We start from the raw sequence: 17,847 nt of genomic DNA, 5'->3' as shown, positions 1-17,847 counted from the left end.
AAATATGATATAAACATACTTATGAGTATGTTTATGTTTTTGAAAAACCCGTATATTACGGGTGATTTTCTTTTTCTTGCTCATTCGGTTGTATTCCATGCCATAGTATTTTGGACACGGCCTCTGAAGCTGATTGAAATGAGACATGATTCGGAGCAACGATCCACATCAGTACAATGCCATTGATCAGAGAATGGAGAACGACGGATAGATCATGAGAGTCAACATCTGAAGTTAATAACCGTTTCTGTTGCATTTCCTGCAAACTGTCAGAGGTTCCCTGAAATAATTTGGAGAAGGCTTCACACAGTTTCTCTCTTACAGACGGGTCCCGGCTACTGGAAATAAATTCGAAGAAAAGCATGGGTTGCTCGCCGTTTCTCTCTTCACAAGAGGAAAATTGTGACTCCAAAAGCGTTCTTAAGGCCTCCATTGGATTGGGTGCATTGAAAATATTTTGGATCTGATCGGGAAGTCCTTGCAGAAGCTGTGTCAGGCTTCGTTCACAAAGAGCGAGATATAAATCGCTTTTGCTGGAAAAGTGCCAGTATACAGCTCCTTTGGTCAATCCCGCATCGTTAGCTACCTGATCCAATGTAGCCCCTTCATATCCGTATTTTGCAAATACCCGCCTTGCCGCTTCCAGGATTTTTGTCCTTGTATCCGCCAGTGAATCACCAAGCTGCGTTTGTTCCTCTAACAAAATTTTTCTCATTTCTTCTTTACTGCCAAAATATCTTTGTACAGTTGTCCAATGGACACCTGCTTCTTTGGCTATATCTGCATAGGTAATTTTGTCATACGGAAGATGACGAGCTAGCTCAAACGCTGCTTTTGATATTCGTTCAGCAGATCTCATATCTCCATCCCCCAATGATATATTAAAATACTGTTGAGTATGTTTTTATTGTATTTTTAGCCTTTGTGATTGTCAAGGGTTTTCAGATAGCAATTGAAAAATCCGCAAAGAAAGAGCAAGGTCTACCTCATCCAAGGATCGCCGAGTTATTCCACGTGACCCGGCCAGCTCTACATTTGTTTATTTGGGTTATATAATGTTGTTATGGGGTAGCATTTTACAGTTATCGTGTATGGTTTCTCGGTTTATTTCCATCTATAACAATCGACAACACGGATTGGGGAAATCGCTCTCCGTCATCCTAAAGTCTACCTTTGGATGGGTATCAGTCTGTTAAAAAACGCAAGCATCATATTTTCTGATTGATAGTAATTTAGAGGCTGTACCTTTCCAGTTGGAATCGAGTGAAGAGAACATGGAGGGGTTGTTTTTCCGTTTTGATGAGGGTAAGGCAAAGTCAATCCGTCAATTTTACAATCAAAACGTTGGCGTAACTCCAGTATTGCGTCACAAAGAGTGGGTACAGATGGGGTGTATGCTATGCACTTTGCACCGAATAGTGTATTGGGGCTTCATCAAACACCGGGACCACAGTTGTTTATGGTGGTGGCGGGAGAAGGCTGGGTCCGTGTTGAGGGAGAAGAGCCGATACCGATCCGGGCGGGGTAGGCTGCTTTTTGGTTATCAGGTGAAAATCATGAATCGGGAAGCGATTCGGGGATGATAGTCGTTGTTGTTGAGGGTCCTCAATTGGAGCAATCCCTTTTGATGGAAGAAATAGGAATGATAGATTTTGAATAATAAACCCGTTGGTGCAGATAGAGAGAGGCTTTGAAAAAATGTCAAGATCTTATATAAGAGTCTGCTACGGCTGATCTGGTCCAAACCGAGCACAAAATGACAGGATTTTTATAAAGGTGGCGGTTAGTATGAAATCGAGGAGTGAGCAGTGTGGGATGGGTTGAATCCTTGCAAAGGGCGATTAACTATATGGAAGATCATTTGTTGGATGATTTGACCATGGAACAGATCGCGAAAGAAGCCAATCTGTCGATCTATCATTTTCAACGGATTTTTACCATTTTAACCGATGTTTCTGTGGGTGAATATATTCGTCGCAGACGTTTGACACTGGCTGCCCAAGAGCTGTCCCGTACCCAATGCAAGGTTATTGACCTTGCCCACAAATACGGCTATGACACTCCGGAAGCATTTACCAAGGCGTTTCGCAGGCAACATGGGGTGACACCCAGTGAGGCACGAAAGCACAGAGGGAAGCTGGTATCTTATAATCGCCTGATCATCCAGGTGAATCTGAAAGGAGCAAAGCCGATGAAGTACAGGATTGTGGAAAGGGAAGGGTTTCAAGTCGTGGGTATCAAGCGGCAGTTTTCCATGGAGAATGAGGAAAATTTGGTGGGGATTCCGAAGTTTTGGGATGAAGTGAACGGGAATGGAACAGATGAGTTGTTACATCAGCTCAACAACGGCCAGATCAAGGGGGTATTGGGGATCTGTGTGGCGGATCATGAAAATATACAATCGACACAAAAACTGGATTATTGGATCGCCACAGAATATGACGGAGAACCCCCCGACGGGCTGTCAAAACTGGAGATCCCTACATCCAAATGGGCCGTGTTTGAAGTGGTCGGTCCCATGCCGGATGCGATGCAGAAAGCTTGGAAACAGATTTTTTCAGAATGGTTTCCATCAAGCGGGTATAAACATGCAAACACCCCTGAGTTAGAGGTATATACAGATGAAGATCCATTCAAGGAAGATCTATATTCTGAGATCTGGATTCCCGTGAAATAAAAATTTATCAAATCACTGCACTGTTTTGTGCGGTGATTTTTATGTTTCTATCAAAAAAAGTGCACTCCCAAATTTGAGATAGATATTGTATCAGGACTCAGATGAGGCTGGGAGTTGAAATTATGATTGGTTCCATTACTTCAGCCAACTTCGAAGAAATGATCAAAAATCAGATTGCCACTCTGGGTGGACTTCTCCGTTCTTTTCTTCCAGTGTTCATGGGAATAACCAATTCCAATTCCATTCCGGATGAGGCCATGCAGGAGATTCTTCTGAACTGAAGGTAGAGGAAAAAATGGCCCGGTTGAAAAAGAGAAGGGTGCGAGGGATGGACTCCATTTCTCTCTTGCAAAAGGTGGAAGACTATATAAAAGGTAAGATAGAAGAGGTGATCCTTCATCAGAATCCCTGGATCAAGCTATTCAACAGTTCCGCCTATGGCTGTGGAGTGATGGAAATCTCCCGACAAAAAGCAACCTGGTCTGCCTATCAGGTGAACGATATTAAGTCCCCATCCCGTTCTGAAAAGCGTTTGCTGTACCAGTGTGAAGTACCGCGGGATCAGGCAATGTTGAATATATTAAAAGGTTGACAGACATCAAAACGGTCTCCTCTTATTGGGGAAGACCGTTTTGACGTTGATCAAAAGTTATGGAAGATCAGTTGCCGGTGCGAATTTCATTATCCGTTATTTTTCCCCATGCGTTGCACCGGTTTCCGGATACGCATTCCAGGGTTACATAATAGTGACCTTTCATTTCTTTTCGGATTTTCTTATATGAATGGGCTTCAATCTTCATTTCATACACCACCCGGTCATATCCCCAGATATCTTTCCGAACCCGCAGGATGACATCTTGATCTCCCCGGTTGTTTCCGGAGATTGCGACTGTTCCTTCCACATAAGCGACTTCACCGCTTGCATTCACTTCCCCAGGTGAGTGACAGCGGCACTGGCAGCTGCATACGCATTGGATACTCCTGTTACCATCAAGGCTCCTACCACAAGGGCGGTGAACAGTTTCCTTTTCATGCTGGATTCTCCTCTCCATCCTTTTATTTCCATCATAAAAAACTTTATCGAATATATAAAATATCTTCAATTATACTCGTATATATTTTTTGTAAATATCGTGTTGCAAGGTATTTTATACGCACAATTTTAATGAAATATATTTTATTATATTAACTATGTACATTGATAGAGGGATGTATTACTCTCCATGTATTTGCATCTCTCTGTTCTGCGTGGTAGGATGCATAATTGTCTATTGCATGTTGGAATACGGTTTGTAGTGAATGGCGAGCGCTCGTAAAATCAAATTCTTATGCGTGTTTTTTCTTGCAATGGTGGAAGTGATCTCGTATAATAAGGAATGTTGGTTTTGAACGGCGATGATGTGGAAGGTTGCCGACACACCCGGCCCCTTTGCCATGGTGTGTGGGGAAATTTCTGCGGAGCAAGTTCATTTATAAAAAATGAGCGAAAAGGAGGGGCATGCATGGCAAAGCAAAAGATTCGCATTCGCCTGAAGGCGTATGATCACCGTGTGCTGGATCAATCAGCGGAGAAAATCGTTGAGACGGCGAACCGGACGGGGGCGGATGTGTCTGGACCAATCCCGCTTCCGACAGAACGGGCCGTTTATACGATTCTTCGAGCGGTACACAAATACAAGGATTCGCGGGAGCAGTTCGAGATGCGGACCCACAAGCGGCTGATCGATATCGTCAATCCGACACCGCAAACCGTGGATTCGTTGATGCGACTCGATTTGCCGTCCGGCGTTGATATTGAAATCAAGCTTTGAGACTCCGAAAAACCAGCCGGTAGGAGGTGTGCGACGTGAAAGGGATTCTCGGTAAAAAAATGGGGATGACACAAGTTTTTGCTGAAGATGGTACAGTGATCCCCGTGACGGTGATTCATACCGGTCAATGTTCCGTCCTTCAGAAGAAGGAAGTGGAAAACGACGGATATGAAGCCGTACAACTGGGTTACGGTGACAAAAAAGAGCACCGGGCCAATCGTCCGGAGATGGGTCACGCCAAAAAGGCTGACACTGCTCCTAAGTATTTTGTTCGTGAGATCCGTGGAGTCAACCCGGCCGATTTTGAACTCGGTCAGGAAGTAAAAGCGGATTTATTCAATGAAGGTGAACTGGTGGATATCACCGCCACGTCGAAAGGGAAGGGGTTTGCCGGGGCAATTAAGCGGCATAACCAAGCCCGCGGTCCGATGACCCACGGTTCCCGTTACCATCGTGGTCCTGGTGCTTTGGGTGCCATTGATCCGATGCGTGTTTTCAAGGGGCAAACGTTGCCCGGCCGTATGGGTGGAGAAAAAGTGACGATCCAGAACCTGAAAGTGGTTAAAGTGGATGCCGAAAAAGGCCTGATTTTGGTAAAAGGGTCGATTCCGGGTCCGAAGAACAGCTATGTTGTGATTAAATCTGCGGTAAAAGCCGCTCAGTAATCGTTGACGGGAAGGAGGAGACGACATGCCGAAAGTGAATGTACTGGATATCAACGGCAGCCAGGTGGGCGAGTTGGAATTATCCGATTCCGTATTTGGGATTGAACCCAATGAAGCGGTTTTGCACCAGGCTGTGGTGATGCAGCAAGCATCGCTTCGTCGCGGGACCCACGCTGTAAAAAACCGTGCTGCCGTCCGGGGTGGCGGACGGAAACCCTGGAAACAGAAAGGGACCGGCCGTGCGCGCCACGGAAGTATCCGTTCACCGATTTGGGTTGGCGGTGGTGTGGCCTTTGGACCGACTCCCCGCAGCTACAGCTTTAAATTACCGAAAAAAGTGCGCCGTTTGGCGATTCGTTCCGCGCTGTCTTCAAAAATGAAAGCAGACGGACTGGTTGTACTTGATCAATTAACCATGGACCAGCCGAAAACCAAGGAAATGGTGAAGATTCTCTCCAATCTGAACGCAGATCGGAAAGCGCTGGTCGTGGGAAGTGAGTATGACGAAAATGTTGTTCTTTCCACGCGGAACCTCCCTGGTGTGAAATTTATCGATGCCGAAGGGCTCAATGTCCTGGATGTGTTGAATCACGATAAATTGATTATCACCCGGGATGCGGTCTCTCGCGTAGAGGAGGTGCTCGGTAAATGAAGGACCCTCGCGATATTATCCGGCGCCCGGTGGTGACAGAGAAGTCCACTGATCTGATGGAAGAGAACAAATACGTTTTCGAAGTGGACCTTAAGGCCAACAAGACCGAGATCAAAAATGCAATCGAAAAGATTTTCGGTGTCAAAGTGGCTCAGGTGAACACCATGCGGGTGAAAGGGAAGCCGAAACGTTTCGGTCGCTATACGGGTCGCACCTCAGACCGGAAAAAGGCGATTGTGAAACTGACGGAAGACAGCAAGAGCATTGAGCTCTTTGAAGTCTAATTATCCAAAAGCAAAGGAGGGAACAAACCTATGGGTATCAAACATTTTAAACCGACCTCGCCCGGACGCCGGCAGATGACGGTTTCCACCTTTGATGAGATTACCACGGATCAGCCGGAGAAGTCCCTGACCACCAACTTGGTCAAAAAAGCTGGACGGAACAATCAGGGGCGGATTACGACCCGGCATCAGGGCGGCGGTCATAAACGAAAGTACCGGATCATCGATTTCAAGCGGAACAAAGATGGCATTCCAGGCAAAGTTGCCACGGTAGAATACGATCCGAACCGTTCCGCCAATATTGCTTTGATCCATTATACGGATGGTGAAAAGCGTTATATCTTACATCCCAAAGGGCTGAAAGTGGGAGAAACGGTTCAGTCGGGCCCTGAAGCAGACATTAAAGTGGGGAACGCGCTTCCGCTGGCAAACATTCCGGTGGGTACCGTGATCCACAATATTGAGCTGAAACCGGGTGCCGGTGGACAGATGGTGCGTTCCGCAGGAACTCAGGCGCAACTTTTGGGTAAGGATGGCAAATACGCCATTATCCGTCTGGCTTCGGGTGAAACCCGCATGGTTCGTCAGGAGTGCCGGGCAACCATCGGTCAAGTTGGAAATCTGGATCACGAACTGATCAATATCGGAAAAGCGGGGCGCTCCCGTTGGAAAGGCAAACGGCCCACGGTTCGCGGATCTGTAATGAACCCGGCTGATCACCCTCACGGCGGTGGTGAAGGTCGTGCCCCGATTGGGCGTGTATCTCCGGTTACTCCCTGGGGTAAACCGACGATTGGTTATAAGACCCGTAAGAAGAAAAAGCCGTCTGACAAGTATATTGTACGTCGCCGCAAGAAGTAACCGACAAGAATTGACGTCAATAGCGGAAAGGGGGTTGGATGAATGGGTCGTAGCCTGAAGAAGGGACCTTTTGCCGACGACCACTTGCTGAAAAAAGTGCGGGAAGCGAATGACAAGGGAGACAAGAAGGTGATCAAAACCTGGTCTCGCCGTTCTACAATTTTCCCGGAGTTCGTGGGTCATACGATTGCGGTGCATGATGGTCGCAAGCACGTACCGGTTTATGTCACGGAAGACATGGTTGGCCATAAATTGGGGGAATTTGTTTCCACCCGGACATTTAAAGGGCATGCTGGTGACGATAAAAAGACACGGAAGCGGTAATTGACGGATGTTGACACGTCAGCCAGAGAGGAGGTCAGGTGATGGAAGCGACAAAAGCTAAAGCCGTTGCGCGATATGTGCGGATTGCGCCCCGCAAGGCGCGTTTGGTCATTGATTTGATCCGCGGAAAATCCGTGGGTGAAGCCTTGTCTATTTTGCGGTTCACCCCTCGCGCTGCGTCGCCGATCATCGAAAAAGTGCTCCGTTCTGCCATTGCGAACGCGGAACACAATCAACAGCTAGATCCGGAAAACCTGGTGGTGGAGAAAGCGACGGTGGATGAAGGTCCAACCATGAAACGGTTCCGTCCCCGCGCCATGGGTCGCGCCAGCCGGATTAACAAGCGCACCAGCCACATTACTGTGGTTGTATCTGAAAAATAAGGAGGGATAGAGTTTGGGTCAAAAAGTAAACCCCGTGGGTCTTCGTGTGGGCGTCATTCGTGATTGGGAGTCCAAGTGGTACGGCGACAAAGATTACGCTGACATGTTGCACGAAGATATCAAGATCCGCGAATATCTGGCGAAGCGTATGAGTGACGCAGCCGTCTCCAGTGTGGAGATTGAGCGGGCAGCCAATCGCGTCAATATGACCATCAACACCGCGAAACCGGGTATGGTCATTGGGAAAGGCGGCTCCGAGGTGGAAGCTCTGCGTAAAGAGTTGAACAAACTGACCGGCAAGAAAGTACACATTAACATTAATGAAATTAAAACCCCCGAACTGGATGCTAACTTGGTGGCGGAAAATATTGCTCAGCAGTTGGAGCGTCGCATTTCTTTCCGCCGGGCCATGAAACAGACGATCCAACGGACACTCCGGGCAGGTGCCAAAGGGGTGCGGACGCAGGTGAGCGGTCGTCTGGGCGGAGCAGATATCGCCCGAACAGAAGGCTACAACGAAGGAACGGTTCCACTTCACACATTGCGTGCAGACATTGACTATGGAACTGCGGAAGCCCACACTACCTATGGACGAATTGGAGTGAAGGTGTGGATCTACCGCGGTGAGGTGCTCCCGTCCAAGAAAAAGGGAGATGCGGAAGGAGGCAAGTAACGATGTTAATGCCGAAGCGCACCAAGTTTCGTAGAGTGCATCGCGGTCGGATGAAGGGTCGCGCCAAAGGTGGAACGGAAGTCACTTTCGGCGATTACGGTCTGCAGGCTTTGGAACCCAGCTGGATCACAAACCGGCAGATCGAAGCAGCCCGGATTGCGATGACGCGTTATATCAAACGTGGCGGTAAAGTATGGATTAAAATTTTCCCGGATAAACCGATTACCCAAAAGCCGTTGGAAGTTCGGATGGGTAGCGGGAAAGGTTCCCCTGAAAAGTGGGTAGCTGTTGTAAAACCGGGCAAAATCATGTTCGAACTGGCGGGTGTACCGGAAGATGTGGCTCGTGAAGCCATGCGCCTTGCTGCGAACAAACTTCCGATCAAAACGAAATTTGTAATCCGAGATGAAGCGGGTGGTACGGATGAAAGCTAAGGACCTGTTTGAAATGACCACCGCCGAGATCGAACAGAAGCTGGCTTCGCTGAAAGAAGAGCTGTTCAACCTCCGGTTCCAAGCTGCGACCGGGCAGTTGGACAATACGGCCCGGATCCGTCAGGTTCGCAAAGACATCGCTCGTTGCAAAACGGTGATGCGTGAGCGCGAACTCGGGATTGAAAGGAGGAAACAGGCATGAGCGAAGAACGCAACCGTCGCAAGGTTCGCGTGGGTAAGGTTGTCAGCGACAAGATGGACAAAACGATCGTCGTTGCGGTGGAGACTTACAAGAAAAGTCCTCTGTACGGCAAGCGTGTAAAATACAGTAAAAAATTCAAGGCTCACGACGAAGAAAACAAAGCCAAAAAAGGTGATGTCGTAAAGATCATGGAAACCCGGCCGCTGTCCAAGGATAAACGGTGGCGTCTGGTGGAAGTTGTAGAGGAGTCCGTGATCCTTTAAGGTCTATAACCTGACTGGCGGAAGGAGGGGTACCGATGATTCAGCCGCAAACCCGTCTGCGTGCTGCGGATAACTCCGGAGCAAAAGAACTGATGTGCATTAAAGTGCTGGGTGGTTCCAAGCGCAAATCGGCTGGAATCGGCGACATTATCGTTGCCACGGTAAAACAGGCTACGCCCGGTGGTGTTGTCAAGAAGGGTGATGTTGTGAAGTGCGTGGTGGTTCGTGCCAAGCGCTCAACCCGCCGTCCGGATGGTTCCTATATCCGGTTTGATGAAAATGCCGCTGTGGTGGTACGAGATGATAAAAGTCCGCGGGGAACCCGGATATTTGGGCCCGTGGCGCGGGAACTCAGGGAACGCGAATTTATGAAAATTATATCGCTGGCTCCGGAAGTGCTTTGATTTTCCAAAACATTTCGGAGCGCCGGGTAAAGGAGGTGCCAATATGGCCAAGCGTCCGAACAAGCTGCATATCAAAAAAGGTGACACAGTAATCGTGATGCGCGGGAAAGACGCCCCAACCCAAGATAAGAACGGAAAGAGGATTCTCACCAAAGGGCGTGTTCTAAAGGTGTTTCCGGCTGAACAACGGGCCCTGGTGGAGGGTGTTAACATGGTGAAAAAGCATGTACGCCCCTCACAGGACAATCCTCAGGGAGGCATTATCGAGCAGGAAGCACCGGTTCATATCTCCAACCTGATGTTGGAAGATCCAAAGACAAAAGAGCCTACACGTGTAGGTTACAAGTTTGTTGAAGGAAAAGACGGCAGTGCGAAAAAAGTTCGCTATGCCAAAAAGTCCGGTGAAATGATTGACTGATTTCATGGCCGGAAAGGAGGATGGAAATCGTGGCAGTACCTCGCTTGAAAGAACGGTATCAGAAAGAGATTGGTCCAGCGCTGATGAAACGGTTTGAATATCGCTCCCCCATGCAAGTGCCCAAGATTGAAAAAGTGGTCATCAACATGGGCGTTGGCGAAGCAGTTCAAAATTCAAAGGTGCTGGATGGAGCCGTTGAAGACCTTACCTTGATTTCAGGTCAAAAACCGGTGGTGACCCGTGCCAAAAAGTCCATTGCTGGATTTAAACTGCGGGAAGGAATGCCCATCGGGGCGAAAGTGACGCTCCGTGGTGAGCGGATGTATGAGTTTCTCGATAAATTGATCAATGTGGCCTTGCCCCGTGTGCGTGACTTCCGCGGGATTTCACCGAAAGCTTTTGACGGTCGTGGAAACTACACGCTCGGCTTGAAAGAGCAATTGGTATTCCCGGAGATTGAATATGACAAGGTGGATCGCGTGCGTGGGATGGACATCGTGATCGTCACGACTGCCGATACTGACGAAGAGGCGCGTGAACTCTTGACACAGATGGGGATGCCCTTTCGTAAGTAACAGACGGTCAATGTAAATCACAATTTAAATGCAAAGGAGGGAACCCGTTGGCCAAAAAATCGATGATCGCCAAGGCGAAACGCAAACCAAAATTTAAGGTGCGTCGGTATACTCGCTGTGAGCGTTGTGGTCGTCCGCACTCCGTGATTCGGAAGTTTCGTCTGTGCCGGATCTGTTTCCGTGAATTGGCCTATAAAGGGCAGATTCCTGGTATCAAAAAAGCGAGCTGGTAATCGAAGTGGAAGGAGGGATAAAGCATGGTTATGACAGACCCGATTGCTGACATGCTGACCCGGATTCGTAACGCGAACCTGGTTCGTCATGAGAGCCTGGAGGTTCCCGCATCCAAGTTGAAACGGGAGATCGCGGAGATTCTGAAACGAGAAGGGTTTATCCGTGATGCGGAGTATATTGAAGATAACAAACAGGGGATTATCCGGATCTTTTTGAAGTATGGACCCAATAGAGAACGGGTCATTACAGGTCTGAAACGGATCAGCAAACCCGGTTTGCGCGTTTATGCCAAGAGTGATGAGATTCCTCGCGTTCTTCGCGGACTGGGCATCGCTATTGTGTCGACTTCTAACGGAGTCATGACCGACCAGCAAGCCCGGAAAGCCAAAGTGGGCGGCGAAGTTCTGGCATACATCTGGTAACAAATCGGATACGGATGGAGGTGAACGTGATGTCCCGTGTCGGTCGAAAGCCGATTGCCATCCCCAATGGGGTGGAAGTGAAATTGAACGGTACGGAAGTCAGTGTGAAAGGACCGAAAGGAACGTTGACCCGTACATTGCATCCGGAGATCACTGTCAAAATGGAAGACAATCAAGTGATCGTCGAGCGTCCGAGTGACTATCGCAGACATAAGGCACTGCATGGCACCATGCGCAGTTTGTTGGCCAACATGATTGAAGGGGTCAGCAATGGATACAGCAAAACGCTGGAACTGGTTGGTGTCGGTTACCGGGCTCAGAAGAAAGGCAACAAAGTTGTGATGAACGTTGGCTATTCCCACCCGGTGGAAGTAACACCCCTGGATGGGATTGAGCTGGATGTACCATCCCAGACACAAATCGTTGTGAAAGGGATTGACAAAGAGCTTGTTGGTGCCCAGGCGGCCAATATTCGTGCGGTACGTGAACCGGAGCCCTACAAGGGGAAAGGGATTAAGTACGCCGATGAGAGAATTCGTCGTAAGGAAGGAAAAGCCAGCAAGTAACGCTGACAGGAAAGGAGTGATCGCGGCATGATTCAGAAGGCAGACCGGAACAAAAGCCGGAAACGGCGTCATTTTCGGGTGCGGAAAAAGATTGTGGGCACTCCGGAACGTCCCCGTCTGAATGTCTTCCGCTCTTCTAAAAACATGTATGTCCAGGTAATCGACGATCTCAACGGTCATACCTTGGTATCGGCTTCCACCCTGGACAACGAGCTCAAAGAGTTGGGCATTTATGGCGGCAATGTGGAAGCAGCCCGCAAAGTGGGTGAATTGATCGCCAAACGGGCGAATGAAAAAGGGATCCAAAAAGTAGTCTTTGATCGGGGCGGCTATTTGTATCACGGTCGGATCAAAGCTTTGGCTGAAGGAGCCCGCGAAGGAGGTCTCAACTTTTGAGCAAGGGAGGTAGAACGATGAAGAACGATCAGGGCAAAGACGATATGATTGAAAAAGTCGTCAGCATTAATCGCGTCTCCAAAGTGGTTAAAGGCGGTCGGCGCTTTAGCTTCAGTGCCCTGGTGGTTGTCGGCGACGGAAAAGGCAAAGTGGGCGCAGGGATCGGTAAAGCGACCGAGGTGCCTGAAGCGATCCGCAAAGGCGTAGAAGTGGCCAAGAAAAACATGATCCGTGTACCACTTGCGGGAACCACCATTCCTCATGATATCATTGGGCGCTACGGTGCCGGACGCGTTTTGATGAAACCGGCGTCCAAAGGTACTGGTGTCATTGCAGGCGGTGCTGTTCGTGATGTATTGACAGTAGCCGGTGTCGGTGACATTCTGACCAAATCTACTGGCTCAAACAATCCGATTAATATGGTTCGCGCAACCCTTAACGGAATTCAAAATATGAAACGGCCGGAAGATGTGGCCAAATTGCGCGGCAAATCGGTTGAAGAGTTACTGGGATCATAAGGAGGGATGACCATGGCAAACAAACTGGCTATCACCCTCAAACGGAGCATGATCGGCCGTTCCGAACCCCAACGGGTCACCCTTCGTACCCTGGGGCTCAAAAAACGGGAACAGACCGTGATCCAAAATGATTCACCCGCCATTCGCGGGATGATCAATAAGGTGAAGCATTTGGTAGAAGTGAAGGAAGTACAGGACTGAGAATCCTCTTGCTATCCACAAGAGACGAAAGAGGAGGTGTAAAGGGTGAAACTTCACGAACTGAAACCGTCCGCTGGCTCTCGCAAAGAACGTAAACGTGTGGGTCGAGGAATTGCAGCGGGACAAGGGAAAACGGCCGGGCGTGGCCACAAGGGACAAAAAGCTCGTTCCGGCGGCGGTGTACGCCCTGGTTTTGAAGGGGGGCAAAACCCCATCTACCGGCGTTTGCCGAAACGAGGTTTTACCAACCCCAACCGTAAAGAGTATGCAGTTGTAAACATGGATACCTTGAACCGGTTTGAAGAAGGCGCTGTGGTGACACCTGAACTTCTGAAAGAAGCCGGTGTGGTAAAAAATCTGAAAGACGGTTTGAAAGTCCTGGGCAATGGGGAACTGAAAGTGAAATTGACAGTGAAGGCTCACAAGTTCTCTAAGAGTGCGTCGGAAAAAATCGCGAATGCAGGAGGCACGACGGAGGTGCTCTGATGTTTCAAACCGTGAGCAATATTTTAAAAGTGGAGGATTTACGGCGCAAGATTCTCTTCACTCTGGCCATGCTGGTGGTTTTCCGGATTGGCAGCTACATCCCCGTCCCCAACACCAACAGTGATGCTTTAAAAGCATTTGCTGAAAATACGGCGGGTGGCGGTGGTGTATTCGGCTTGATCAACACCTTTTCCGGCGGTGCCTTCCTCAACTTTTCCATCTTTGCCATGGGGATTATGCCCTATATTACAGCATCCATTATTGTGCAACTCTTGACGATGGATGTGATCCCCAAGTTTGCCCAATGGGCTAAAGAAGGTGAGGTGGGGCGGCGGAAACTGGCCAAGGTAACCCGTTATGGGACGATTATCTTGGGGTTGATTCAGTCGATTGGTCTGACCATCGGATTTGACCGGATGGGTGGCAGCATGGGGATGGATTTTATCAACAATCCCAGTTTTGCTACTTATGCTTTGGTCGCTCTCACCTTGACGGCCGGAACCGCGTTTTTGATGTGGTTAGGTGAACAGATCACGGATAAAGGGATCGGCAATGGGATCTCCATTCTGATCTTTGCCGGGATTATTGCAGGAATTCCGCCAGCAGTACAACAGATCTATGAATCGGAGTTTGCTGGAGCTGGAGAACAGATCTTCCTCAGCATTGTGAAGATTGTCATCATCCTGGTGGTCCTGCTTCTGATTGTGGCCGGGGTGATCTTTATCCAACAGGGAATCCGCAAGATTCCGGTGCAATACGCCAAGCGTGTTGTAGGACGTAAGATGTTTGGTGGACAGTCCACCCATATTCCGATGAAGGTGAATGCAGCTGGGGTGATTCCTGTCATTTTCGCCATGTCATTGTTGATATTTCCACCAACCATCGCAAGCTTTTGGCAGGGAAATGCTGTGGCAGACTGGATCATTACCAACTTCACCTATACGCAACCATTCGGCATGGTGGTCTATGTCTTTCTGATTATCGGGTTTACCTACTTCTACACGTTTGTGCAGATTAACCCAGTACAGATGGCAGACCAGATGAAGAAAAACGGTGGGTATGTTCCCGGTATTCGACCCGGTAAAAATACAACCATCTACCTGACGAAGATCATGAACCGGATTACGTTGGCCGGTGCGCTCTTCTTGGCGGCGGTATCCATTCTGCCGGTTTTCTTCACAACGGTTGCAGACCTTCCGCAGAGCGTGCAAATCGGTGGGACTTCTCTGTTGATCGTCGTCGGGGTTGCGCTGGAAACCATGAAGAATATTGAGAGCCAACTGATTAAGCGACATTACAAAGGGTTTATTAAGTAAAACGAGACCCCGGAACATTCCGGGGATCATCCTTACACCGAACCCTTTATCAAGAGCGGTTCGCGGGAGAAAAGAACCGCTGGCTGATAGCTCGCGAACCACCGGGAGGGAAAAGGCTTGAATATTGTGCTGATGGGACTGCCCGGTGCCGGAAAGGGTACTCAAGCCGACCGGATTACTGAGGCACTCCACATTCCGCACATCTCCACGGGAGATATGTTCCGACAGGCGGTTAAAGAGGGAACACCCCTCGGTATGGAAGCAAAGAAGTATATGGATGAAGGGCAGCTGGTCCCGGATCGTGTGACAATCGGTATTGTTCGGGAGCGGTTGGGCAAAGATGATTGTGCTGAGGGCTTTTTGCTGGACGGATTTCCAAGAACCGTCCCTCAAGCGGAGGCTCTGGATGAAACATTGAGAGAACTGGGGAAGTCTCTTGACCACGTATTATATATTGAAGTGGGAGAGAGCGAACTTCTGAAACGATTGACCGGCCGCCGCATTTGCACCAATTGTGGTGCCACATACCATGTGGTGTTTGACCCGTCGAAGGAAGAAGGGGTTTGTGACCGCTGTGGCGGTTCTCTCTATCAGCGGGATGATGACAAGGAAGAGACCGTAGCCAAACGGCTGGAAGTGAACTTGGGAAAAACCCAGGAGCTTGTGGATTACTATCAAGAGAGAAAGAATCTCCGCAGGATTGATGGAGAGCAATCCATTGAACAGGTGAGTGAATCCATTCTTTCACTGCTCAGGGGTACAGACCGATGATTATTTTGAAATCATCCAGGGAAATCCAGTATATGCGTGAGGCCGGACGTCTTGTCTATGAAACCCATCAACTGTTGAAAAGTGCGATTCAACCGGGGGTTACCACAAGGGAACTGGACCGGTTGGCGGAAGAGTTTATCCGCAAAAACGGAGCGACCCCTTCCTTTAAGGGCTATAATGGTTTTAAAGGCAGCATTTGCACTTCGGTGAATGAAGAGCTGGTTCACGGCATCCCCGGAGAGCGTACGCTTCAGGATGGGGATATCATTAGTATCGATATCGGAGCCTGTTTGGAGGGTTATCATGGCGACTCTGCCTGGACCTATCCAGTGGGTGAGATATCGGAGGAGGCTTCCTGCCTTTTGGAAGTGACGGAGGAATCACTGTTTAAGGGCTTGGCTGAAGCAAAACCCGGAAACCGGATCGGGGATATATCCCACGCCGTTCAGACCTGTGCTGAGCAGGCTGGTTTCTCCATTGTTCGGGAATATGTGGGACACGGAGTGGGAGAGAACCTTCACGAAGAACCCAGCATTCCCAACTTTGGGCCACCGGGAAAAGGTCCGCGCCTAAAACCGGGAATGACCTTGGCCGTTGAACCGATGGTGAATGCGGGGAAACGTTTTGTGCGAACGCTGGCGGATAACTGGACCGTTGTGACACAGGACGGGTCCTTGTGTGCCCACTTTGAACACACCATCGCGATCACAGAAGACGGCTATGAAATATTGACCACAGCGTAAAAAGGTGAAGGGTGATGGATGTGACGGAAGCCGAACGACGGCCCCGACCAGGACAGGTGGTTCGCGTACTCAGGGGTCGTGAGGCGGGTAGGTATGCCATTGTGATTGATGTTGTGGAGCCCTGCTTCGTCCTGTTGGTAGACGGAGATAAGCGGAAGGTTGGGCAGGCAAAGAAGAAGAATATAAAGCATATCCAGCCCACTAATTACATCGCCCGGAATGTGGCACAGTCCTTGGAAGCGGAAGGACGGGTCAGCAATGCCAAAATCCGCTACGCCCTGAACCAATACCTGCTCCGCCAGGAGCAGAAAAAAGGAGAGTGAGTCAATGGCCAAAGAAGATGTGATCGAAGTGGAAGGGAAAGTGATTGATCCTTTGCCCAATGCGATGTTCCGAGTGGAATTGGATAATGGTCACAAAGTCCTTGCTCATGTATCCGGCAAGATTCGCATGCATTTTATCCGGATTCTGCCGGGCGACCGAGTGACGGTCCAGCTCTCCCCGTATGACTTGACCCGTGGCCGTATTACCTACCGTTACAAGTAAGAACGGTCCAGAGGTCCGCTCGGATGTCGCAAAATTTGACTGGAGAAAAAAGACACCGAGTGGGAACAGGAGGGAAACGAGATGAAAGTGCGTCCTTCGGTGAAACCGATCTGCGAAAAATGTAAAGTGATTCGCCGCAAAGGAACCATCATGGTTATTTGCGAAAACCCTAAGCATAAGCAAAAACAAGGATAAGACAGGAGGTGCTGTACATTGGCTCGTATTTCGGGTATTGACCTTCCCCGTGACAAACGGGTGGAAGTGGCGCTGACCTATATCTATGGAGTCGGTCGTTCTCTTTCACAAAAGATCTTGAAGGAAACGCAAATCAACCCTGATACCCGGGTTCGTGACCTGACTGAAGATGAGGTTACGAAGTTGCGCAGTTACATCGACAAAAACCTGATGGTGGAAGGAGACCTGCGTCGTGATGTCGCTTTAAATATTAAGCGTCTGATCGAGATCGGCTCCTACCGCGGGATTCGTCATCGTCGTGGCCTCCCGGTACGTGGTCAACGGAGCAAAACGAATGCCCGTACTCGCAAAGGACCTCGTCGAACAGTTGCCAACAAGAAAAAATAAGGAAAGTAAGGAGGGAAAAGAATGGCTGCAAAGAAACGGACAACAAACCAGCGCGTCAAGCGTCGTGCTCGGAAAAATATTGAGTCGGGTGTCGTTCATATCCGTTCAACCTTTAACAATACCATTGTCACCATTACTGACAGGCAGGGAAACACGATTTCCTGGGCCAGTGCCGGTACCTTGGGATTTAAGGGTTCCCGTAAGAGCACACCTTTTGCTGCTCAAATGGCTGCGGAAGCGACTGCCAAACAGGCGATGGAACATGGTTTGAAGACGGTTGAAGTAATGGTGAAAGGGCCGGGTGCGGGCCGCGAAGCGGCAATCCGTTCCCTCCAGGCGGCTGGGTTGGAAGTCAACCTGATCAAAGACGTCACCCCCATTCCCCATAATGGGTGCCGCCCGCCGAAGCGTCGCCGTGTCTGATGCGTGACGCGGGTTGA

The 17,847-nt window shown here is 49.3% G+C and carries 35 protein-coding genes; 33 read left to right on the top strand and 2 right to left on the bottom strand.

Features of this window, described 5'->3' with window-relative positions; all coding sequences use genetic code 11:
* Positions 1-55: 55 nt before the first annotated feature.
* Entirely contained in the window at positions 56-859 is an 804-nt protein-coding gene (locus FN782_RS11825) for a TetR/AcrR family transcriptional regulator (RefSeq protein ID WP_142506020.1), read from the bottom strand.
* 540 nt (positions 860-1,399) lie between these two features.
* Here FN782_RS11825 and FN782_RS17305 point away from each other — a divergent pair.
* The 4 genes from FN782_RS17305 (at position 1,400) to FN782_RS11815 (ending at position 3,269) form a co-directional block, all read left to right on the top strand.
* Positions 1,400-1,528 carry a cupin domain-containing protein gene (locus tag FN782_RS17305; RefSeq protein ID WP_281285950.1) on the top strand — a complete coding sequence of 43 codons (129 nt, stop codon included), beginning with the start codon at positions 1,400-1,402 and terminating at the stop codon, positions 1,526-1,528.
* A gap of 282 nt (positions 1,529-1,810) precedes the next feature.
* The gene (locus tag FN782_RS11820; RefSeq protein WP_142506019.1) at positions 1,811-2,677 is read left to right on the top strand and encodes an AraC family transcriptional regulator; all 867 of its coding nucleotides are present in this window, start codon (positions 1,811-1,813) and stop codon (positions 2,675-2,677) included.
* 122 nt (positions 2,678-2,799) lie between these two features.
* Positions 2,800-2,958: a hypothetical protein gene (locus FN782_RS16895; protein ID WP_185956260.1), complete on the top strand. Its 159-nt coding sequence runs from the start codon at positions 2,800-2,802 to the stop codon at positions 2,956-2,958.
* 14 nt (positions 2,959-2,972) lie between these two features.
* Entirely contained in the window at positions 2,973-3,269 is a 297-nt protein-coding gene (locus tag FN782_RS11815) for a hypothetical protein (RefSeq protein WP_142506018.1), read from the top strand.
* 67 nt (positions 3,270-3,336) lie between these two features.
* Here FN782_RS11815 and FN782_RS11810 read toward each other — a convergent pair whose 3' ends face one another.
* Positions 3,337-3,606, bottom strand: coding sequence for a hypothetical protein (locus FN782_RS11810; RefSeq protein ID WP_142506017.1), 270 nt, complete (start codon positions 3,604-3,606; stop codon positions 3,337-3,339).
* A gap of 573 nt (positions 3,607-4,179) precedes the next feature.
* Between FN782_RS11810 and rpsJ the strand changes: the two genes are divergently transcribed.
* The 29 genes from rpsJ to rpsK all read left to right on the top strand — a co-directional run bounded on the left by rpsJ (position 4,180) and on the right by rpsK (position 17,830).
* Positions 4,180-4,488: a 30S ribosomal protein S10 gene (gene rpsJ, locus FN782_RS11805; RefSeq protein ID WP_142506016.1), complete on the top strand. Its 309-nt coding sequence runs from the start codon at positions 4,180-4,182 to the stop codon at positions 4,486-4,488.
* A 35-nt stretch (positions 4,489-4,523) separates the two neighbouring features.
* Positions 4,524-5,153, top strand: a complete 630-nt coding sequence (rplC, locus tag FN782_RS11800; protein WP_185956259.1) for a 50S ribosomal protein L3 — start codon at positions 4,524-4,526, stop codon at positions 5,151-5,153.
* A gap of 25 nt (positions 5,154-5,178) precedes the next feature.
* Positions 5,179-5,805, top strand: coding sequence for a 50S ribosomal protein L4 (rplD, locus tag FN782_RS11795; protein WP_142506014.1), 627 nt, complete (start codon positions 5,179-5,181; stop codon positions 5,803-5,805).
* Positions 5,802-6,089: a 50S ribosomal protein L23 gene (gene rplW / locus FN782_RS11790; protein ID WP_142506013.1), complete on the top strand. Its 288-nt coding sequence runs from the start codon at positions 5,802-5,804 to the stop codon at positions 6,087-6,089. The genes rplD and rplW overlap by 4 nt, the downstream gene beginning before the upstream one ends.
* A 30-nt stretch (positions 6,090-6,119) precedes the next feature.
* Entirely contained in the window at positions 6,120-6,950 is an 831-nt protein-coding gene (rplB, locus tag FN782_RS11785; RefSeq protein WP_142506012.1) for a 50S ribosomal protein L2, read from the top strand.
* A 42-nt stretch (positions 6,951-6,992) separates the two neighbouring features.
* Entirely contained in the window at positions 6,993-7,274 is a 282-nt protein-coding gene (gene rpsS / locus FN782_RS11780) for a 30S ribosomal protein S19 (RefSeq protein WP_142506011.1), read from the top strand.
* A 41-nt stretch (positions 7,275-7,315) separates the two neighbouring features.
* The gene (rplV, locus tag FN782_RS11775) at positions 7,316-7,657 is read left to right on the top strand and encodes a 50S ribosomal protein L22 (protein WP_142506010.1); all 342 of its coding nucleotides are present in this window, start codon (positions 7,316-7,318) and stop codon (positions 7,655-7,657) included.
* 13 nt (positions 7,658-7,670) lie between these two features.
* Positions 7,671-8,330, top strand: a complete 660-nt coding sequence (gene rpsC, locus FN782_RS11770; protein WP_142506009.1) for a 30S ribosomal protein S3 — start codon at positions 7,671-7,673, stop codon at positions 8,328-8,330.
* 2 nt (positions 8,331-8,332) lie between these two features.
* On the top strand, positions 8,333-8,764 hold the full coding sequence (rplP, locus tag FN782_RS11765; RefSeq protein ID WP_142506008.1) for a 50S ribosomal protein L16: 432 nt from the start codon (positions 8,333-8,335) through the stop codon (positions 8,762-8,764).
* Entirely contained in the window at positions 8,754-8,966 is a 213-nt protein-coding gene (gene rpmC, locus FN782_RS11760) for a 50S ribosomal protein L29 (protein ID WP_142506007.1), read from the top strand. The genes rplP and rpmC overlap by 11 nt, the downstream gene beginning before the upstream one ends.
* Positions 8,963-9,229: a 30S ribosomal protein S17 gene (gene rpsQ, locus FN782_RS11755; protein ID WP_142506006.1), complete on the top strand. Its 267-nt coding sequence runs from the start codon at positions 8,963-8,965 to the stop codon at positions 9,227-9,229. Before rpmC ends, rpsQ begins: the two co-directional genes overlap by 4 nt.
* 35 nt (positions 9,230-9,264) lie before the next feature.
* A complete protein-coding gene (gene rplN, locus FN782_RS11750) occupies positions 9,265-9,633 on the top strand; it encodes a 50S ribosomal protein L14 (protein WP_142506005.1) in 369 nt (122 codons plus the stop codon).
* A 43-nt stretch (positions 9,634-9,676) separates the two neighbouring features.
* Positions 9,677-10,051: a 50S ribosomal protein L24 gene (gene rplX / locus FN782_RS11745; protein WP_221930183.1), complete on the top strand. Its 375-nt coding sequence runs from the start codon at positions 9,677-9,679 to the stop codon at positions 10,049-10,051.
* Positions 10,052-10,071: 20 nt separating this feature from the next.
* Complete coding sequence (gene rplE, locus FN782_RS11740) at positions 10,072-10,626, top strand: 50S ribosomal protein L5 (protein WP_142506004.1); 555 nt, start codon at positions 10,072-10,074, stop codon at positions 10,624-10,626.
* 47 nt (positions 10,627-10,673) lie between these two features.
* Positions 10,674-10,859 (top strand): type Z 30S ribosomal protein S14, encoded by a 186-nt coding sequence (locus FN782_RS11735; RefSeq protein ID WP_142506003.1) that lies wholly within the window; start codon positions 10,674-10,676, stop codon positions 10,857-10,859.
* 24 nt (positions 10,860-10,883) lie between these two features.
* On the top strand, positions 10,884-11,282 hold the full coding sequence (rpsH, locus tag FN782_RS11730; protein ID WP_142506002.1) for a 30S ribosomal protein S8: 399 nt from the start codon (positions 10,884-10,886) through the stop codon (positions 11,280-11,282).
* A gap of 29 nt (positions 11,283-11,311) precedes the next feature.
* Positions 11,312-11,848: a 50S ribosomal protein L6 gene (gene rplF / locus FN782_RS11725; RefSeq protein WP_142506001.1), complete on the top strand. Its 537-nt coding sequence runs from the start codon at positions 11,312-11,314 to the stop codon at positions 11,846-11,848.
* Between the two features lie 27 nt (positions 11,849-11,875).
* Positions 11,876-12,244 (top strand): 50S ribosomal protein L18, encoded by a 369-nt coding sequence (gene rplR / locus FN782_RS11720; protein ID WP_142506000.1) that lies wholly within the window; start codon positions 11,876-11,878, stop codon positions 12,242-12,244.
* A 17-nt stretch (positions 12,245-12,261) separates the two neighbouring features.
* Positions 12,262-12,762: a 30S ribosomal protein S5 gene (gene rpsE, locus FN782_RS11715; protein ID WP_142505999.1), complete on the top strand. Its 501-nt coding sequence runs from the start codon at positions 12,262-12,264 to the stop codon at positions 12,760-12,762.
* A 12-nt stretch (positions 12,763-12,774) separates the two neighbouring features.
* Positions 12,775-12,963 (top strand): 50S ribosomal protein L30, encoded by a 189-nt coding sequence (gene rpmD / locus FN782_RS11710; protein WP_142505998.1) that lies wholly within the window; start codon positions 12,775-12,777, stop codon positions 12,961-12,963.
* A 45-nt stretch (positions 12,964-13,008) separates the two neighbouring features.
* The gene (gene rplO, locus FN782_RS11705; protein WP_142505997.1) at positions 13,009-13,449 is read left to right on the top strand and encodes a 50S ribosomal protein L15; all 441 of its coding nucleotides are present in this window, start codon (positions 13,009-13,011) and stop codon (positions 13,447-13,449) included.
* Positions 13,449-14,765 carry a preprotein translocase subunit SecY gene (gene secY, locus FN782_RS11700; RefSeq protein ID WP_142505996.1) on the top strand — a complete coding sequence of 439 codons (1,317 nt, stop codon included), beginning with the start codon at positions 13,449-13,451 and terminating at the stop codon, positions 14,763-14,765. The genes rplO and secY overlap by 1 nt, the downstream gene beginning before the upstream one ends.
* Positions 14,766-14,882: 117 nt before the next feature.
* Positions 14,883-15,536 carry an adenylate kinase gene (locus FN782_RS11695; RefSeq protein WP_142505995.1) on the top strand — a complete coding sequence of 218 codons (654 nt, stop codon included), beginning with the start codon at positions 14,883-14,885 and terminating at the stop codon, positions 15,534-15,536.
* Positions 15,533-16,279 (top strand): type I methionyl aminopeptidase, encoded by a 747-nt coding sequence (gene map, locus FN782_RS11690; protein ID WP_142505994.1) that lies wholly within the window; start codon positions 15,533-15,535, stop codon positions 16,277-16,279. Before FN782_RS11695 ends, map begins: the two co-directional genes overlap by 4 nt.
* Before the next feature lie 14 nt (positions 16,280-16,293).
* A complete protein-coding gene (locus FN782_RS11685) occupies positions 16,294-16,602 on the top strand; it encodes a KOW domain-containing RNA-binding protein (RefSeq protein ID WP_142505993.1) in 309 nt (102 codons plus the stop codon).
* Positions 16,603-16,606: 4 nt separating this feature from the next.
* Positions 16,607-16,825: a translation initiation factor IF-1 gene (gene infA / locus FN782_RS11680; protein ID WP_142505992.1), complete on the top strand. Its 219-nt coding sequence runs from the start codon at positions 16,607-16,609 to the stop codon at positions 16,823-16,825.
* Positions 16,826-16,906: 81 nt separating this feature from the next.
* Positions 16,907-17,020: a 50S ribosomal protein L36 gene (gene rpmJ / locus FN782_RS11675; protein ID WP_142505991.1), complete on the top strand. Its 114-nt coding sequence runs from the start codon at positions 16,907-16,909 to the stop codon at positions 17,018-17,020.
* A gap of 18 nt (positions 17,021-17,038) precedes the next feature.
* Positions 17,039-17,407 (top strand): 30S ribosomal protein S13, encoded by a 369-nt coding sequence (gene rpsM, locus FN782_RS11670; protein WP_142505990.1) that lies wholly within the window; start codon positions 17,039-17,041, stop codon positions 17,405-17,407.
* Positions 17,408-17,428: 21 nt separating this feature from the next.
* Entirely contained in the window at positions 17,429-17,830 is a 402-nt protein-coding gene (gene rpsK / locus FN782_RS11665) for a 30S ribosomal protein S11 (RefSeq protein WP_142505989.1), read from the top strand.
* Positions 17,831-17,847: the final 17 nt, after the last annotated feature.

Source organism: Melghirimyces algeriensis (genome assembly GCF_900182565.1).
Taxonomy (GTDB): domain Bacteria; phylum Bacillota; class Bacilli; order Thermoactinomycetales; family DSM-45169; genus Melghirimyces; species Melghirimyces algeriensis.
This window is presented reverse-complemented; position numbering and strand designations above follow the sequence as displayed.

Coding starts and splice junctions, on each gene's coding strand:
- FN782_RS17305 (WP_281285950.1), top strand. CDS start 1,400: ATGCACTTTGCACCGAATAGTGTATTGGGGCTTCATCAAACACCGGGA.
- rplV (WP_142506010.1), top strand. CDS start 7,316: ATGGAAGCGACAAAAGCTAAAGCCGTTGCGCGATATGTGCGGATTGCG.
- rpsQ (WP_142506006.1), top strand. CDS start 8,963: ATGAGCGAAGAACGCAACCGTCGCAAGGTTCGCGTGGGTAAGGTTGTC.
- rplX (WP_221930183.1), top strand. CDS start 9,677: ATGGCCAAGCGTCCGAACAAGCTGCATATCAAAAAAGGTGACACAGTA.
- rplF (WP_142506001.1), top strand. CDS start 11,312: ATGTCCCGTGTCGGTCGAAAGCCGATTGCCATCCCCAATGGGGTGGAA.
- rplP (WP_142506008.1), top strand. CDS start 8,333: ATGTTAATGCCGAAGCGCACCAAGTTTCGTAGAGTGCATCGCGGTCGG.
- rpsK (WP_142505989.1), top strand. CDS start 17,429: ATGGCTGCAAAGAAACGGACAACAAACCAGCGCGTCAAGCGTCGTGCT.
- rplN (WP_142506005.1), top strand. CDS start 9,265: ATGATTCAGCCGCAAACCCGTCTGCGTGCTGCGGATAACTCCGGAGCA.
- rplD (WP_142506014.1), top strand. CDS start 5,179: ATGCCGAAAGTGAATGTACTGGATATCAACGGCAGCCAGGTGGGCGAG.
- FN782_RS11685 (WP_142505993.1), top strand. CDS start 16,294: ATGGATGTGACGGAAGCCGAACGACGGCCCCGACCAGGACAGGTGGTT.
- FN782_RS11815 (WP_142506018.1), top strand. CDS start 2,973: ATGGCCCGGTTGAAAAAGAGAAGGGTGCGAGGGATGGACTCCATTTCT.
- rpmD (WP_142505998.1), top strand. CDS start 12,775: ATGGCAAACAAACTGGCTATCACCCTCAAACGGAGCATGATCGGCCGT.
- rpsS (WP_142506011.1), top strand. CDS start 6,993: ATGGGTCGTAGCCTGAAGAAGGGACCTTTTGCCGACGACCACTTGCTG.
- FN782_RS16895 (WP_185956260.1), top strand. CDS start 2,800: ATGATTGGTTCCATTACTTCAGCCAACTTCGAAGAAATGATCAAAAAT.
- secY (WP_142505996.1), top strand. CDS start 13,449: ATGTTTCAAACCGTGAGCAATATTTTAAAAGTGGAGGATTTACGGCGC.
- rpmC (WP_142506007.1), top strand. CDS start 8,754: ATGAAAGCTAAGGACCTGTTTGAAATGACCACCGCCGAGATCGAACAG.
- rpmJ (WP_142505991.1), top strand. CDS start 16,907: ATGAAAGTGCGTCCTTCGGTGAAACCGATCTGCGAAAAATGTAAAGTG.
- rplB (WP_142506012.1), top strand. CDS start 6,120: ATGGGTATCAAACATTTTAAACCGACCTCGCCCGGACGCCGGCAGATG.
- rplR (WP_142506000.1), top strand. CDS start 11,876: ATGATTCAGAAGGCAGACCGGAACAAAAGCCGGAAACGGCGTCATTTT.
- rplW (WP_142506013.1), top strand. CDS start 5,802: ATGAAGGACCCTCGCGATATTATCCGGCGCCCGGTGGTGACAGAGAAG.
- rpsH (WP_142506002.1), top strand. CDS start 10,884: ATGGTTATGACAGACCCGATTGCTGACATGCTGACCCGGATTCGTAAC.
- FN782_RS11825 (WP_142506020.1), bottom strand. CDS start 859: ATGAGATCTGCTGAACGAATATCAAAAGCAGCGTTTGAGCTAGCTCGT.
- map (WP_142505994.1), top strand. CDS start 15,533: ATGATTATTTTGAAATCATCCAGGGAAATCCAGTATATGCGTGAGGCC.
- rpsE (WP_142505999.1), top strand. CDS start 12,262: ATGAAGAACGATCAGGGCAAAGACGATATGATTGAAAAAGTCGTCAGC.
- rpsJ (WP_142506016.1), top strand. CDS start 4,180: ATGGCAAAGCAAAAGATTCGCATTCGCCTGAAGGCGTATGATCACCGT.
- infA (WP_142505992.1), top strand. CDS start 16,607: ATGGCCAAAGAAGATGTGATCGAAGTGGAAGGGAAAGTGATTGATCCT.
- rplE (WP_142506004.1), top strand. CDS start 10,072: ATGGAAATCGTGGCAGTACCTCGCTTGAAAGAACGGTATCAGAAAGAG.